The organism is Bacillus sp. FSL K6-0993, assembly GCF_037977205.1.
In the GTDB taxonomy this organism is placed as follows: Bacteria; Bacillota; Bacilli; order Bacillales; family Bacillaceae; genus Bacillus; species Bacillus subtilis.
The window spans coordinates 3,012,975-3,026,942 of sequence record NZ_CP150275.1; the positions used below are offsets into that span (position 1 = coordinate 3,012,975).

13 protein-coding genes are annotated in these 13,968 nt (G+C 45.3%); 6 read left to right on the forward strand and 7 right to left on the reverse strand.

What is annotated here, in order from left to right; translation table 11 throughout:
* Positions 1-10: 10 nt before the first annotated feature.
* Genes menH through MHH79_RS15700 form a run of 3 tightly spaced genes read right to left on the reverse strand, consistent with a single transcriptional unit; the run spans position 11 to position 3,977 of the window.
* Positions 11-835: a 2-succinyl-6-hydroxy-2,4-cyclohexadiene-1-carboxylate synthase gene (gene menH, locus MHH79_RS15690; protein WP_100506413.1), complete on the reverse strand. Its 825-nt coding sequence runs from the start codon at positions 833-835 to the stop codon at positions 11-13.
* Entirely contained in the window at positions 823-2,565 is a 1,743-nt protein-coding gene (menD, locus tag MHH79_RS15695) for a 2-succinyl-5-enolpyruvyl-6-hydroxy-3-cyclohexene-1-carboxylic-acid synthase (RefSeq protein WP_063335746.1), read from the reverse strand. Before menD ends, menH begins: the two co-directional genes overlap by 13 nt.
* Complete coding sequence (locus MHH79_RS15700; RefSeq protein ID WP_100506412.1) at positions 2,562-3,977, reverse strand: isochorismate synthase MenF; 1,416 nt, start codon at positions 3,975-3,977, stop codon at positions 2,562-2,564. The genes menD and MHH79_RS15700 overlap by 4 nt, the downstream gene beginning before the upstream one ends.
* Before the next feature lie 289 nt (positions 3,978-4,266).
* Here MHH79_RS15700 and MHH79_RS15705 point away from each other — a divergent pair, with 289 nt between their 5' ends.
* Positions 4,267-4,986: a yteA family sporulation protein gene (locus tag MHH79_RS15705; protein ID WP_003229046.1), complete on the forward strand. Its 720-nt coding sequence runs from the start codon at positions 4,267-4,269 to the stop codon at positions 4,984-4,986.
* Between the two features lie 8 nt (positions 4,987-4,994).
* On the opposite strand, the gene MHH79_RS15710 is transcribed toward MHH79_RS15705, so the two are convergent.
* Complete coding sequence (locus tag MHH79_RS15710) at positions 4,995-5,813, reverse strand: UTP--glucose-1-phosphate uridylyltransferase (protein ID WP_015714578.1); 819 nt, start codon at positions 5,811-5,813, stop codon at positions 4,995-4,997.
* A 171-nt stretch (positions 5,814-5,984) separates the two neighbouring features.
* On the opposite strand from MHH79_RS15710, the gene MHH79_RS15715 reads away from it, so the two are divergent.
* From MHH79_RS15715 to MHH79_RS15725, 3 genes are read left to right on the forward strand one after another with little or no spacing between them, the layout of a single operon-like run.
* Positions 5,985-7,271, forward strand: coding sequence for a UDP-glucose/GDP-mannose dehydrogenase family protein (locus tag MHH79_RS15715; protein WP_100506411.1), 1,287 nt, complete (start codon positions 5,985-5,987; stop codon positions 7,269-7,271).
* Entirely contained in the window at positions 7,268-8,218 is a 951-nt protein-coding gene (locus tag MHH79_RS15720; RefSeq protein ID WP_063335742.1) for an NAD-dependent epimerase/dehydratase family protein, read from the forward strand. The genes MHH79_RS15715 and MHH79_RS15720 overlap by 4 nt, the downstream gene beginning before the upstream one ends.
* 2 nt (positions 8,219-8,220) lie before the next feature.
* Positions 8,221-9,444, forward strand: coding sequence for a glycosyltransferase family 4 protein (locus MHH79_RS15725; RefSeq protein ID WP_015384456.1), 1,224 nt, complete (start codon positions 8,221-8,223; stop codon positions 9,442-9,444).
* 73 nt (positions 9,445-9,517) lie between these two features.
* Here MHH79_RS15725 and MHH79_RS15730 read toward each other — a convergent pair whose 3' ends face one another.
* Genes MHH79_RS15730 through cotSA form a run of 3 tightly spaced genes read right to left on the reverse strand, consistent with a single transcriptional unit; the run spans position 9,518 to position 12,154 of the window.
* The gene (locus MHH79_RS15730) at positions 9,518-9,949 is read right to left on the reverse strand and encodes a hypothetical protein (RefSeq protein ID WP_309530142.1); all 432 of its coding nucleotides are present in this window, start codon (positions 9,947-9,949) and stop codon (positions 9,518-9,520) included.
* Position 9,950: 1 nt separating this feature from the next.
* Entirely contained in the window at positions 9,951-11,006 is a 1,056-nt protein-coding gene (cotS, locus tag MHH79_RS15735) for a spore coat putative kinase CotS (protein ID WP_309530141.1), read from the reverse strand.
* A 14-nt stretch (positions 11,007-11,020) separates the two neighbouring features.
* Positions 11,021-12,154 carry a spore coat protein CotSA gene (gene cotSA / locus MHH79_RS15740; protein ID WP_181217370.1) on the reverse strand — a complete coding sequence of 378 codons (1,134 nt, stop codon included), beginning with the start codon at positions 12,152-12,154 and terminating at the stop codon, positions 11,021-11,023.
* A 189-nt stretch (positions 12,155-12,343) separates the two neighbouring features.
* Between cotSA and cotI the strand changes: the two genes are divergently transcribed.
* Both cotI and MHH79_RS15750 read left to right on the forward strand, forming a co-directional pair.
* Positions 12,344-13,417 carry a spore coat kinase CotI gene (gene cotI, locus MHH79_RS15745; RefSeq protein WP_080030688.1) on the forward strand — a complete coding sequence of 358 codons (1,074 nt, stop codon included), beginning with the start codon at positions 12,344-12,346 and terminating at the stop codon, positions 13,415-13,417.
* 79 nt (positions 13,418-13,496) lie between these two features.
* Positions 13,497-13,964, forward strand: a complete 468-nt coding sequence (locus tag MHH79_RS15750; protein WP_003229024.1) for a TspO/MBR family protein — start codon at positions 13,497-13,499, stop codon at positions 13,962-13,964.
* Positions 13,965-13,968 lie beyond the last annotated feature (4 nt).

Below are 13,968 nucleotides of genomic sequence, written 5' to 3' on the forward strand. Positions count from 1 at the left end.
TGTGAATGAGTCAGATGCTTGTCAAAAACTCACTCACTATTTTACCAAACAATCGCGGCTGTTCCACATGGACCGTATGTCCTGCTTTTGGAACAATCTCTATTCTACTAGAAGGAAGCATCTTATGCACCTCTTGATTGATGGTGCAAAATTTTTCGTCCCACTCCCCGCAGATAAGAAGCACAGGAACATCTATTTCCTCTACACGGCTCCACAAGGAAGGCTGTGAACCGGTGCCCATGCCGGTTAAACTGTTCGCAAGCCCAATCTTATTGTTCCGCAGACGGCCCGATCGTATCCTGTGCCGAATATCTTCAGCCAGCCTCTGCTGAGATGAAAACAAAGGGATATTCTCCCAATACGCAACAAATGCTTTGAGCCCGTCTCGTAAAATAAAATCAGCAAGCTTCCGGTCCCGCATAATTCGTTCCCGCCGTTCCCCAAGTGTTTTGAGCCCCGGCGTCGTGCTTTCAAGCACAAGTGCCGATACCCGCTCGGGATATGTCATCGCAAAAGAGTAAGCAAGCCTTCCTCCCATAGAATACCCAATCAATTTCACTTTGTGAAGTTTTAATTGATCAAAAATCTCGGCAAGGTCAGAAACTTGCCGGCTTGTGCTATATCTTTTCCCATTCAGCGGGGCATCGGTTTCCCCATGCCCTAAACAATCAATTTTGATCAAGCGGGAATCAGGCAGCATCTCATCAAGAAAAGTCCATGATTGTTTGCTGCCGGTAAACCCATGCAGGCAGACGACGGCTTCGGAAGCATTCGGTCCCTCGTCTGCCACTGCATATCGGACACCATCTGATACCGTTATGTTTACAGTTCCCATTGTTTTTTCACTTCCCGCACAGCCTCATTCAGCATATCGCGATGAAGCTGGACTCTTGATTGGCGATCCGTTTTGATTTCAATCAAATGGAGTCCGGGCTTGTCTGCCTGCGGCGCGTAAGCTGTTTTGAATTCATCCCAAGAAGCCGGGCATGAATACGTTCCGCCGTAAAGTGCAGCCGCATGCTTGAAATCGAGCCCTGTCGGTGTGCCGAACAAATCTTCAAAGTGTGTCTTCTCAGAAGCCTGCGGCAAAAAGGAGAAAATCCCTCCTCCGTCATTATTGACAAGAATCACAGTAAGAGGAATACCCAGCTTTTTGGCCGCCAGCAAGCCGTTTAAATCGTGATAAAAAGATAAATCTCCAATCACAAGGGTAACAGGCGCTTTTGTTCCTTCACATACCCCCATGGCAGAGGAGACGACACCGTCTATCCCGTTTGCTCCCCGGTTTGAATAAATCCGAAAAGGGCGGTCCTGCTTTTCAAAAAACGTATCAACATCCCTGATCGGCATGCTGTTGCCTACAAACAGCGAGCTGTTTTCAGGCACAAGATGCTGAAGGATTCGATAGAGATTGCCTTCAAACGAAACATCTTCACTGCTGATTGTTTGCAGATGCTCGCGGAACCGCCCATTGACAAACTGCCACTTTTCCAGCCACTCTGAGGATCTGGTGGCAGCAGTAAGGCCTGCCATGATCTCCTCAGCAAAAACAGACGCATTACAATGAATCATATGCGCGCTTGCCTGTGTCGGGTCTCTCCAGCCTCCATCCTCGTCAACCACGATTTGCTGAATCGCCGGATCATCTTTAAGCCATAAGAAAACCGGTTTTGAAACAGGCATCGGTCCAAACCGAATGACAACATCAGGACGAAGTTTCCGCTTCAGCTCATCATCTTTTAAAAACGAATCATACGCATCAATAACAGTGCTTTTATCATGAACACCATTCCGCAGATTAGACAGCGGATCCGCTAAAATTGGATACTGAAGCGCTTTTGACAGCGCAATAATGTTTTCCTTATCCGCATCACTATGGAGCTCTCCGCAGACAATCATTCCTTTTTCAGCCTCCGCGAGCATCTCAGCCACATCAGACAGGGACTCGCGTTCAACAGACTGCGTACCTGTTTTCACAGACACATGACGGCCTGTTCTCATTCTTCCAAACGGCTCATCTGAAAGATCCGGCATCAGCGGTTCGCGCAGCGGCACATTCACATGGACAGGCCCCATTGGGCGCTTTTGTGCTTCTCCGGCAGCGCGGCTTGCCAGCGTTCGGATGTATCTCAGCATTTGCGGAGACTCTTCAGGAAGAGCAGAGTCTGTGAAAAACTTAACAAAGTTACCGAATAAGAAGTGCTGATTAATAGCCTGCGGTGCGCCTACTTCGCGCAGCTCATGAGGCCGATCAGCAGTTAACACAATAATAGGCACCCTTGAATAATGGGCTTCAACCACAGCCGGATAAAAGTTGGCCGCGGCTGTTCCAGATGTACAGATCAATAGTACGGGACGCTGCTTCGCTTTTGCCAAACCTAAGGCAAAAAATCCGGCAGATCTTTCATCAATTTGGACATGGACGCTGATATCGGGATGCGCAGCACAAAGAACAGCCAGCGGCGTGGATCTTGAGCCCGGACAAACGACAGCGTCCGTAATTCCGGAAAGGGCGAATTCATCAATAAAACTTCCGATGTAATGAGTAATCGGGTTGACTGTCAACGCCTCTCACCTCCTAATGCAGAGATCATCGGCTTCAATTTAATCTGTGTTTCTTCATATTCCGAGATTGGTTCCGAGTCTTCCACAATACCGCACCCGGCAAACAGCCTTGCTGTGCTTCCTTCGATGAGCCCTGAACGAATGGCTACCGCGAATTCCCCGTTATCCTGGCTGTCAATCCAGCCGATAGGGGCCGCATACCAGCCGCGAGACATCGGTTCAATCTCCCTGATCACGTCAACAGCTTTTTCCTGAGGTGCTCCCCCAAGCGCCGGAGTGGGATGCAGCTTCTCAATTAAGTCAAAAATTGAAGCAGACTCGCGCAGCTGTCCGACAATCGGCGTAAACAGGTGCTGAACGCTTTTTGTTTTGTACAAAACAGGTCCATCAGGTTTTTCAACCTCTGAACAGCTTGATACAAAAGCGTTATGAATCATACCTACCACAATATCATGCTCAAGCAGGTTTTTCTCATCGTTTAATAATTCAAGGCCTATCCGGCGGTCGTCTTCTTCATTCACGCCTCGTTTAATGGAGCCTGCCAGACAGGAAGACATGACAGTGCCGCCGTCTCTTTTGATCAGTCTTTCCGGAGACGCGCCGACAAAGGTTTTGCCATCTTGTTCAATTGCAAAAACATAGCTTGTCTGCTGATCGTCCAGAAGCGTTTTAAGCACCGGTTCAATTTGGATTGGACCGTCAAACGTGAGCAGCAGCTCTCGGGCAAGAACAACCTTATCATATTGTTTCTCTTTAATTTGGCTTGTGGCCGTTTCGATTGCTTTCAGCCAATCATCCTTATCCAGCTCTTCGGCTGCTGCAATCACAGCCTGATCTTCTTGCTTGAAATCGGGAACCATAAATTCCGTTGCAAAAGCTTTTAAGCCTTCTAAAACAGCTTCTGCGTCTTCTCCTCCGCTTACCCATCTGTTAACTGTTAAGAACGGGCCTTCAGCAGTCATCGTCAGCATAAGCGCAGGCACAAAGAAATCCCCTTCCGAGAAATGGTCCCATTGTGAACCTCTTTCTTCGCAAGGGTCAAAAGAAAATCCTCCGAATAACACAGGTCCCACTGCAGAATGCTGCAGCTTTTCTTCTTCATAAATATGAAAAGCCGTCTTTTTAAAGCGCTCCCATTGTTCAAAAACCTCACGATACCGCTCGCTGTTTTTTTGATTTGTCTGGAAAACCGCTTCTTTGCCAAGACCGACTATTGTCAATTCACTTTCAGGATCTGACCAAAAAAATCGATTGCCTGTATATTTTTTTGCTCCGTAATTGAAAAATGATAGAGGGTCAAGAGACTCGATTTGTCTCGAATAGCTTATTAAGACAGCATGGTTGACTTCTTTGGCTTTATGTAATGCATGTAGAACTTCCTTTCGGAACGTACGCTGCACCGTTGTCACCATGAGACATTCCTCCATAATCCTTAAAATGCTTTTAATACCATACACCTGTGTCTCCTTTGTGTCAAACACAGATCATGCAGTCCAAATGGCCTGCCTTACCTATTATAAACCTAATTTCAGAAATGAAAAAGAAACAAAGCTTAAATTTCTTTCTCCACTGATAGCAAAGGTTGTATCCGCTTACCATAAAAGGAAAACCTCCTATATTCCTCCACCCGGCATTTATGAAAGTTCTCAGGCGATCTGTTCATACTAAAGGTATGCATCACAGAGAAACGAGGCGATCACATTGCTTACGAAAGAACAGCTTCAGCATTTAAAAAATGAACTGGAACAAACGAAAAAAGATATCTTAAACCGTTTCAAAGACAATGACCATTTTCAGCTTAACTCAGCCTTTCCTTATGATTCGTGGGGTGAGCTTTCGGCATACGACAACCATCCCGGCGATCAGGCGACAGAACTTTACGAGCGTGAGAAAGACATCGCTCTCGATTTACATGAGCGAGAGCACCTTCGGGACATTGAGCATTCATTGAAGGCGATAGAAAACGGTACGTATGGCATTTGTGAAGTCAGCGGAAAGGAAATCCCTTTCGAACGACTTGAAGCGCTTCCGACTGCCACAACCCTCGCGGAGTATTCGTCACAGGACGTGGTTTCCAAAGACCGTCCGATTGAAGAAGAAACACCGTTCGGGCAATTTGAATTTGATGATGATGAAGAAATCAGAGCGCCATATGACAGTGAGGATTCCTATCAGGATGTCGAAAAATATGGTAACTCACAAACGCCGCAGGATATGGAAAACCCTCCGCTCAGCTATGATGATATGACGATGAATGCCGAAGAGAATATCGGCAATACGGAGTCTTACGAAAATTTCATCGCTACAGATATCACTGGAAAAGAAATTACCGTTTATCAAAGCAGAGCCCATGAGCGCTATGAAGAAGAACTTGACGAAGAGGGAATCATGACCACATTCGGCGATCTCCATGCTGATTGAACCCCCGATTATTGGGGGTTCTTTTCCGTTTTCAGCATATCGTAAATCAGCTTCAGATAATCCTTTTGCAGGCCGATGTCATACCGCTCGCCCTCTAGCAATTTCCCGTATACAGTACATGCCCCGAGCGAAGCTTTTATCGCATCCGTTACCTGCACTTCTCCTCCGCTATCAGCTTCTAATGCCTCCAGCTCATTAAAAATATCAGGTGTGAAAATATAACGCCCTGCTGCGGCAAAATGAGACGGAGGGTTTTGTTTAGGCTTTTCCACAATATCCTGTATGCGATAAAGCCCTTTTTCAACAGGCTCCCCTTTTATCACGCCGTAATGATGTAAATCCTCCGTTTTTGTTTCTTTTAAGCCGATCACACTGGACTGATATTTCGTATACGCTTCAATCAGCTGCCCTAAAGCCGGCTGATTGGCGGAAAAAATCAGATCATCTGGCAAAACGACGGCAAAAGGCTCTTTGCCTGCAAATTGCTTTCCGAAAGAAATGGCGTCGCCAAGACCCTTTGCATAAGGCTGGCGCACATAGTGAATCCGTATATCCGGAATGGGATGCTCACTAAGCAAATGCAGTTTATTCTTAGAGGCCAAAAAAGCCTCAAGTGCCAAAGAGGAATCAAAATAGTCGACAATCAGATTTTTATGGCTCGATACAACCATCAAAATGTCCTCAATGCCTGACTCCTTTAATTCTTCAACAAGATAATGAATCACAGGCTTAGATCCTACCGGAAACATTTCTTTCGGAATCACCTTCGTCACCGGCAGATTTCTCGTGCCGAATCCGCCTGCAGGAATGATCGCTTTTTTTATCATGTTATTTTCCCCTCAGCTCATGTTTATTACATGATATTCCAAGAGCGCATCCCGATGTTTGTACATCTGAAATTAGGCGGGAGCAACTGGGCAGAAAGCGGAATCACGAACCAGCCCTTTTTTAATAGGATATTGATATATGACCAGTAATCTTGTAAAGGAGCTCAGGTGATGAAAATTTGTGTGGTTGGCGCCGGGTATGTCGGTTTAACCCTATCAGCGGCACTGGCATCCATCGGACATGACATGATATGCACAGACAAAGACGTCAAAAAAATCGGGCAGCTGAAAAAAGGAGTCATTCCCTTTTACGAGCCTGGGCTTTCAGATGTAATACTTCGTTGCGGCAATCTCTCGTTTTCTTCTGAAGTGAAATCGAGCATGGAGGAATGTCCCGTTATTTTTATCGCAGTCGGAACTCCGCCGCGTTCGGACGGATCAGCTGATACGAAAGCCCTGCAGTCCGTCATCGGTGATTTAAGCGAGGCGATCCGATCGTATAAAACCATTATTACGAAAAGCACTGTTCCGCCCGGGACTAATGAAAACATAGCAAAACTTCTGATTGCCTCCGGAGTGTCTAAAAACCTCTTTAATATCGTATCCAATCCGGAGTTTCTGCGGGAAGGCAATGCCTTATATGACATGCTGCATCCTGACAAAACAGTCATCGGTGTTCAGGAAGAAGATCACGTATCGGCAGCCATCGTCAAATCCATTTACAAACACATTGATACCCCTTTTATCGTTACAAGCTTAGCGGGAGCAGAGCTGATCAAATATGCCAACAATTTCTTTTTAGCGGCCAAAATTTCGTTCATTAACGAAATGGCCCGCATATGTGAAGCCTATCAATCAGATATCTCAGATATTTCCCGCGCTATCGGTCTTGACCCAAGGATCGGGGAGCACTTTTTGCAGGCAGGCATCGGATACGGAGGCTCTTGTTTTCCAAAGGATCTGCAGGCGCTGCAATTTGCTGCCCAGGAAAAAAACACGGAGACCTTCCTGCTCCGGGCTGTGCAGCACATTAATGACACCCAGCTCGGCCTGTATATCAAAAAAATACAGTCATTCTTCGAAACACTTCAAGGCAAGAAAGCGGCTGTACTCGGCATTTCCTTCAAACCGAATACCGATGACATCAGGAATTCTCAGGCTGTCAGACTGATGGAAAGGCTGGCGGAGCTGGGATGTGATGTTCATGCATATGATCCTGAAGCTGTACTTCCAGAACATTTGCGGCAACATGTAACTCAGCATTCTCAAGCTTTTGATGCGATCGAAGAGAGTGACTTTTTATTTTTGGCGACAGAATGGCCTGAGTTTTTAGCGTTTGATTGGAAAAAGGCTGCAGATATCATGAAAGGGCGTCTTGTGATTGACGGGCGCAACGTACTGAAAAAAGAACTGATCGAGGCTTGCGGCCTGATCTGTACGGGAGTTGGCCGTCCATGAAAATACTCGTCACAGGAGCAGCGGGCTTTATCGGCTCCCACCTCTGCGAAGAATTACTAAAAGATAAGAAACATAACATTATCGGAATCGATGACTTTATCGGTCCTACTCCATTTTCCTTGAAATTAAAAAACCTTAAAAACCTGCTGCCGGAAAAGCGATTTACGTTCATAAAAGAAAATCTGCTGACAGCGGATCTTGCTCCCTTACTGGAAGGAGTGGACGTCATCTTTCATTTGGCGGCCATACCGGGTGTCCGCTCAAGCTGGGGCAATCATTTTCACCCATATGCCGCACATAATATCCAAGCGCTCCAAAGGCTCCTCGAGGCGTGCCGGGAACATTCTATTCAAACGTTCGTCTTTGCATCCACCTCTTCCGTCTATGGCGAAAAACAAGGAAAAGTCAGCGAAAACACGTCGCTTTCTCCTTTATCTCCGTACGGGGTAACAAAGCTTACGGGAGAAAAGCTTTGCCATGTGTATCAACAGAGCTTTGGCATTCCAATTGTGATTCTCCGTTTTTTTACCGTATACGGGCCAAGACAGCGGCCGGATATGGCTTTTCACCGACTCATTAAACAGCACCTTCAGCAAAAGCCGCTTACCATCTTCGGTGATGGGCAGCAGTCAAGAGATTTCACTTATATCAGCGACTGTGTCAAAGGCATCACCGCTGTTCTTGGGAAACCCCACCTTATTGGTGAAACAGTAAATATCGGCGGCGCAGAGCGTGCCTCAGTCTTAAAGGTTGTCTCCCTTATTGAGGATATTTCCGGTAGAAAAGCAACACTGCACTTTTCGGACAAAATAGCAGGGGAACCGAGCAACACGTGGGCGGATATTTCAAAAGCAAAACAGCTCTTGCATTATAATCCCGCCACATCCTTAAAGGATGGCTTGACCAACGAAATCGCCTATTTATCGTCGCTGTATCAGGGGGAATAAAAATGAAGCTTGCCTTTATCTGTACAGAAAAGCTGCCGGCGCCCGCAGTACGCGGCGGCGCTATTCAAATGATGATTGACGGTGTCACGCCCTATTTCAGCAGCAGGTACGACCTGACCATTTTTTCAATAGAAGATCCATCGCTCCCAAAAAGAGAAACAAAAGACGGCGTACATTATATCCATCTGCCAAAAGAACATTACCGCGAGGCGGTAGCCGAAGAGCTGCGAGCCTCTTCCTTTGACCTCATTCATGTGTTCAATAGGCCTTTAAATGTCTCTTTATATAAAAAAGCCTCACCAAACAGCAAGATCGTTCTGAGCCTGCATAACGAAATGTTTTCTGAAAAAAAGATGACCTTTGCGCAAGGAAAAGAAGTACTCGACAATGTCTCCATGATCACAACTGTGAGCGAATTTATTAAACAAACCGTCATTGAACGTTTCCCTGAAGCCGAGGACATCACAAAAGTTGTGTATTCCGGCGTTGATTTAAACTCTTATCCGCCCGTCTGGACGATGAAAGGCTCGGCTGTCAGAAAAACATACCGGAAAAAATACGGTATTGAAGATAAAAAAGTTATTTTATTCGCCGGCCGCTTAAGCCCGACAAAAGGACCTCACCTTCTCATTCACAGCATGAGAAGGATTTTGCAGCAGCACCCTGATGCTGTACTGGTCATAGCGGGCGGGAAGTGGTTCAGCGATGACAGTGAAAACCATTATGTAACCTATCTGCGCACGCTGGCCCTGCCATACAGAGACCACATAATCTTTACAAAATTCATTCCCGCAGACGACATCCCAAACCTATTTCTGATGGCAGATGTATTTGTGTGCAGCTCTCAGTGGAACGAACCCCTCGCCCGTGTGAATTATGAAGCAATGGCGGCCGGCACGCCCTTAATTACCACAAACCGGGGCGGAAACGGAGAAGTCGTAAAAGACGAAGTCACCGGTCTTGTCATCGACAGATACAACAAACCTTCTTCATTTGCAAAAGCAATTGACAGAGCCTTTACAGATCAAGAATTAATGAACAAAATGACAAAAAACGCCCGAAAGCATGTAGAAGCTTTATTTACCTTTACCCATGCGGCCAAAAGGCTCAATACTGTTTACCAATCCGTTCTGACCCCGAAAAACAAACAATTTCCGCCGCCTTTTCTGACGCAAAATTTTGATTTATCATCTATCAATCAGCTTTTTGTGAAAGCAAAAACATAAAACCTACAGCTCGTGTTGCAAAACGGGCTGTTTTTTTGCTGCAGAAAACATAAAAAAAGGCATAAATGTGACTTTATGCCTTGCGCTTTACGGTTTGAGAAAACCATGGAGCTGGTTTAGATTCACTTGGAAGAATGATGATTTCCACTTTAGCTTCTTCCGCTAAGTCTGGTTCTTCATCTTCATCCTCTTCTTCATATGGGGGCACTGAGCGTTTCGAATCATGCTCCTCCTCAGGCTCTAGAGTGGTTTCGAATTTTGTTTCTTCTTCATCATAGACGATTTTGTGATCTGTTTCCTTTTCCTTCGTTTCTTCTTGATATTCTTTCGGTGCATTGATGTGAGGGAGCTCTCGAATGCTGCCCACATCTAAATGCTTCTCCTCTTCTTCCTTCTCAGCTGAGATTGAGTCATGAGCCTGCCATCCCATTGGTCCAGGCGGTGTAAATACGAATTGGTCGAGATCCAGTTTAGAAATAGAGGCTTTTTGTCTCGATGACCTCATGTCAATTCGCCTCCCGATACGCTTTTATCTTTTTATACAGTTCCGGCAGTTTATCCAAAAACGAATCTTTAGATTCTTCAACAGAAATCATGTTTTGCAGCGCCCAGTTATACTTCTCATCTGACCACGTTTTCTTTTGCTTCAAATAATATTTGTGCCCGATTGCACAAAACAAATGCGGAAACGCGAGATCAATCCAAAGTACCTCGTACTGTTTTTCTGTGAGCGGATACACTGCGTCGTAGGACGCGAGCAGTGCAACCATGAAATCAGTATCCCATACAGAAAGCTTAACCATCACTTTATTCAGCAGAATACGAAGGTCTCTTGACGGCAAATCGTAGGTAATCGAGTGAAGCTCCTTTAAAAAAGGCTCCCCTTCGATCTCTGTCAAACGTGCCAATGTAAAATCCTGAAAACAGAATCCGCCATGCTCGAGCGTTTCTTTTGTCCAGGTTTCGTATTCTGAGTCATCAAGCGCTCTGAGAGCTTCTTTTCCTCTTGCCAGCATTTTATCAGCATGTTTTAAGAAAGTTTGCGAAAATACGTCATCAGGATAGGATGCTGCGATCTGCATATTCCCCTCCAGTTCCTGCAGCTTCCAACGGTACAATTTATGCCATTTTCCCAACCGGCTTCTCTTCTTGCTTTCATCTGTGCAAACATATCCTTTTGAGGCATGATGAAAATGGCCGGCAAATGACATGACTTTTTTCATTTGCTCTGCATCATAGTAAATCATTTCTTTTCCTGTCACTTTGTCATATAAGCTGTAAGAAACCTGATCCGTGCCCAAGCAGCTACCGCCATTTTTTGTTTGATGAATCGGCGCTATCGGCAGCCCTTTCTCTTGTAAATGGGCGTGTGCCTGAGTGATAAAAAGCATCCGCTCCGGTTTCATTTGCGCTTCTTTTAGCAGCTTTGGGCCATGATCAGTTTGTATTTCCCAGATTTTGCGCCCGCTTTTGTTCGATTTCAGCGCCACATTGTCAATATGAAAAGGATAATAGCTGAGAATTTCGGACACAATCTGTTCTTCATGCTCTTTTTGGTACACTCTGTTCACCCCTTCTATCTGTTCTTTTCATAGACGCTGAGCAGATTTTCAGCCACCCTCTGCCAGCCAAAATTGCTTTCTGCCTCACGGCGGCTGTATTTCCCAAGCCGTTCCCGCTTTTCCGAGCTGCTCAGCAAATCATTGATATGTTCGGCATATTGTTTAGGATTTTCAAAGTCATGAATGATGTAGCCGTTTTTCCCTTCCTCTATGACCTCTGGATTGCCTCCCCGATTGCTTGTAATAATAGGAAGTCCCGCAGCCATCGCTTCATAATGCACCCTTGCTAAAGGCTCCTGCCATTGCGAAGAGCATACAAATACATCTGACATGGTATAAAGGCGCGGAATGTCCTTTGGCTTCACAAATTGAATAAATGTGACATGATCCTTTTGCATCGCACCAAGGGTATGAAGATGTTTGACATAGTTATTTAATTCATTATCTCCGAACCATTTTGACCCGATAAACACCATCATGACATCGGGGTGCTCCTCAATGATGTCCGGCAAAGCCTGCAATAATATGTGCGGGCCTTTGACTTTGCTAAGCCGGCCAACAAACAAGACGATTTTTTTGCCGTGAAGCCCCAGCTCGCTTCGCATCTCTTCGCGAGCCCGCTGCCCTTCATTCGTCCAGCGGGGGTGGTACGCTTTTAAATCCACACCGGAATACACCGTTTTTGTTTTTGATCGTGCTGATGGAAAACGGCTTGTGATCGTCTGTCCGATATAATCGCTGACCGTAACAATCTGCGCTACGGAGTCGATGCAAATCTCGCCTTCCGCCTGGCTGATTTTATCGTAAGCGAACATTTCATTGTGAACGCTTAAAATAAAAACAGCATCCGGCGCCTGTTTCTTCAATTTCGGAACCCAGCTTGGGCGATTACAAACATGCACAAGATCAAAACGGCTCTTTTTCAGCTCTGCTCCAACGGCTTCTTCATAACGGTCTTCATCCAAATGCACATAATGGACACCGTCTACCTTCTCTCTATCAGCGAGATTCGGATCTTTAATAGAAAACACAGTCACCTCATGTTTTTTGGCAATTAAAGGGGCAACCGCTTCGAGGTAGATTTGAATGGCGCCTCCTCGAACCGATGGGACAGGAAGCTTCTCTGTGGCGATCAGTGCTATTTTCATACATAGCCTCCATTCCTGCATGATTTTTAACTAGTTAGAATCATGATACGGCTGAACAACCAACTTGTGCGGAATGGGACTGCCCTAAAAACAAAACGGGTAAACAACCAGATTCATCTATTAAATATAGTCAAATAACTCAATCATTTTTTCCTTTTGATTCATAAGGTAGGAGTAAAACAGGTAAGGATGTGTCCTTTAATGGCAGAAAACCATGAAGTCATTGAGGAGGGGAATTCATCAGAGCTTCCTTTATCAGCAGAAGATGCAAAAAAATTAACGGAGCTGGCTGAAAATGTGCTTCAAGGATGGGATGTGCAGACTGAAAAAATAGACGTCATTCAGGGAAACCAGATGGCGCTTGTCTGGAAGGTCCACACAGACTCCGGCGCAGTTTGTCTAAAACGAATACACAGGCCAGAAAAGAAAGCGTTGTTTTCCATTTTCGCGCAGGACTATTTGGCGAAAAAAGGCATGAATGTTCCTGGCATACTCCCAAACAAAAAAGGCAGCCTATATTCCAAGCACGGCTCATTTCTATTTGTCGTATATGACTGGATCGAAGGAAGACCGTTTGAGCTGACTGTAAAGCAGGACTTGGAGTTTATCATGAAAGGCCTTGCTGATTTTCATACAGCGTCCGTCGGATATCAGCCGCCAAATGGCGTTCCCGTATTTACCAAATTAGGTCGCTGGCCGAACCACTATACGAAACGGTGCAAACAGATGGAAACGTGGAAGCTGATGGCGGAGGCGGAAAAAGAAGATCCTTTCTCACAGCTTTATCTTCAGGAGATAGATGGCTTTATTGAAGACGGGCTGCGCATCAAAGACCGGCTTTTGCAGTCGACCTATGTTCCATGGACTGAACAGCTGAAAAAAAGCCCTAACCTTTGCCACCAGGATTACGGAACCGGAAATACACTCTTAGGGGAAAATGAACAGATTTGGGTCATTGACTTAGATACCGTTTCATTTGATCTGCCTATTCGCGATTTGCGCAAAATGATTATTCCGCTTTTGGATACGACGGGCGTATGGGATGAAGAAACATTTCATGTCATGCTGAACGCATACGAATCCAGAGCCCCATTAACTGAAGAACAAAAACAAGTCATGTTTATTGATATGCTGTTTCCTTACGAGCTTTACGATGTCATTCGCGAAAAATACGTCCGCAAGTCTGCTTTACCGAAGGAAGAATTAGAATCAGCTTTTGAATATGAACGCATTAAAGCAAACGCATTGCAGCAGCTTATTTAAGACCATCATTTCCCCCGCATATCGGGGGTTTGATCTTTATAAGATAAAGGGTAAATAAATACATGCGGAGGTTGCAAATATGAAAAAGATTGTCGGCGCTTTAGCCGTTTTTGTGATTACATATGCGCTGTTTTCAGCCGCAGGCTACCTGTTTCCTGTGGACCAAGAATGGTACAATTCATTGAAAAAACCGGACTGGACACCAAGCGGAACTGCGATCGGCATCATTTGGGCCATCCTGTTTGCCCTGATCTCCCTTTCAGCAGCCATTGTATATGCTGCGTTTTCATTTAAAGGTGCGAAAAGCTTTTGGTTTACACTTTTGATAAATTACGTGCTCAATCAAGCATTCAGCTATTTCCAGTTTACGCAAAAAAATCTGCTGGCTGCATCGCTTGACTGCCTGCTTGTCGCCATCACAGCAATCGTATTACTGATCATTGCCAAAAAATACAGCAGAGCCGCAAGCTATCTTCTTTTGCCTTATTTTTTATGGAGTGCATTTGCGACGTTCTTATCCTTTACAATCAATTCAATGAATCTGTGAACAA

What these genes read in the sequence shown, in the direction of transcription:
- menH (WP_100506413.1), bottom strand. Translation starts at nt 835, where the DNA reads ATGGGAACTGTAAACATAACGGTATCAGATGGTGTCCGATATGCAGTG.
- MHH79_RS15700 (WP_100506412.1), bottom strand. Translation starts at nt 3,977, where the DNA reads ATGGTGACAACGGTGCAGCGTACGTTCCGAAAGGAAGTTCTACATGCA.
- MHH79_RS15710 (WP_015714578.1), bottom strand. Translation starts at nt 5,813, where the DNA reads ATGATAAAAAAAGCGATCATTCCTGCAGGCGGATTCGGCACGAGAAAT.
- MHH79_RS15715 (WP_100506411.1), top strand. Translation starts at nt 5,985, where the DNA reads ATGAAAATTTGTGTGGTTGGCGCCGGGTATGTCGGTTTAACCCTATCA.
- MHH79_RS15720 (WP_063335742.1), top strand. Translation starts at nt 7,268, where the DNA reads ATGAAAATACTCGTCACAGGAGCAGCGGGCTTTATCGGCTCCCACCTC.
- MHH79_RS15725 (WP_015384456.1), top strand. Translation starts at nt 8,221, where the DNA reads ATGAAGCTTGCCTTTATCTGTACAGAAAAGCTGCCGGCGCCCGCAGTA.
- MHH79_RS15730 (WP_309530142.1), bottom strand. Translation starts at nt 9,949, where the DNA reads ATGAGGTCATCGAGACAAAAAGCCTCTATTTCTAAACTGGATCTCGAC.
- cotSA (WP_181217370.1), bottom strand. Translation starts at nt 12,154, where the DNA reads ATGAAAATAGCACTGATCGCCACAGAGAAGCTTCCTGTCCCATCGGTT.
- cotI (WP_080030688.1), top strand. Translation starts at nt 12,344, where the DNA reads ATGTGTCCTTTAATGGCAGAAAACCATGAAGTCATTGAGGAGGGGAAT.
- MHH79_RS15750 (WP_003229024.1), top strand. Translation starts at nt 13,497, where the DNA reads ATGAAAAAGATTGTCGGCGCTTTAGCCGTTTTTGTGATTACATATGCG.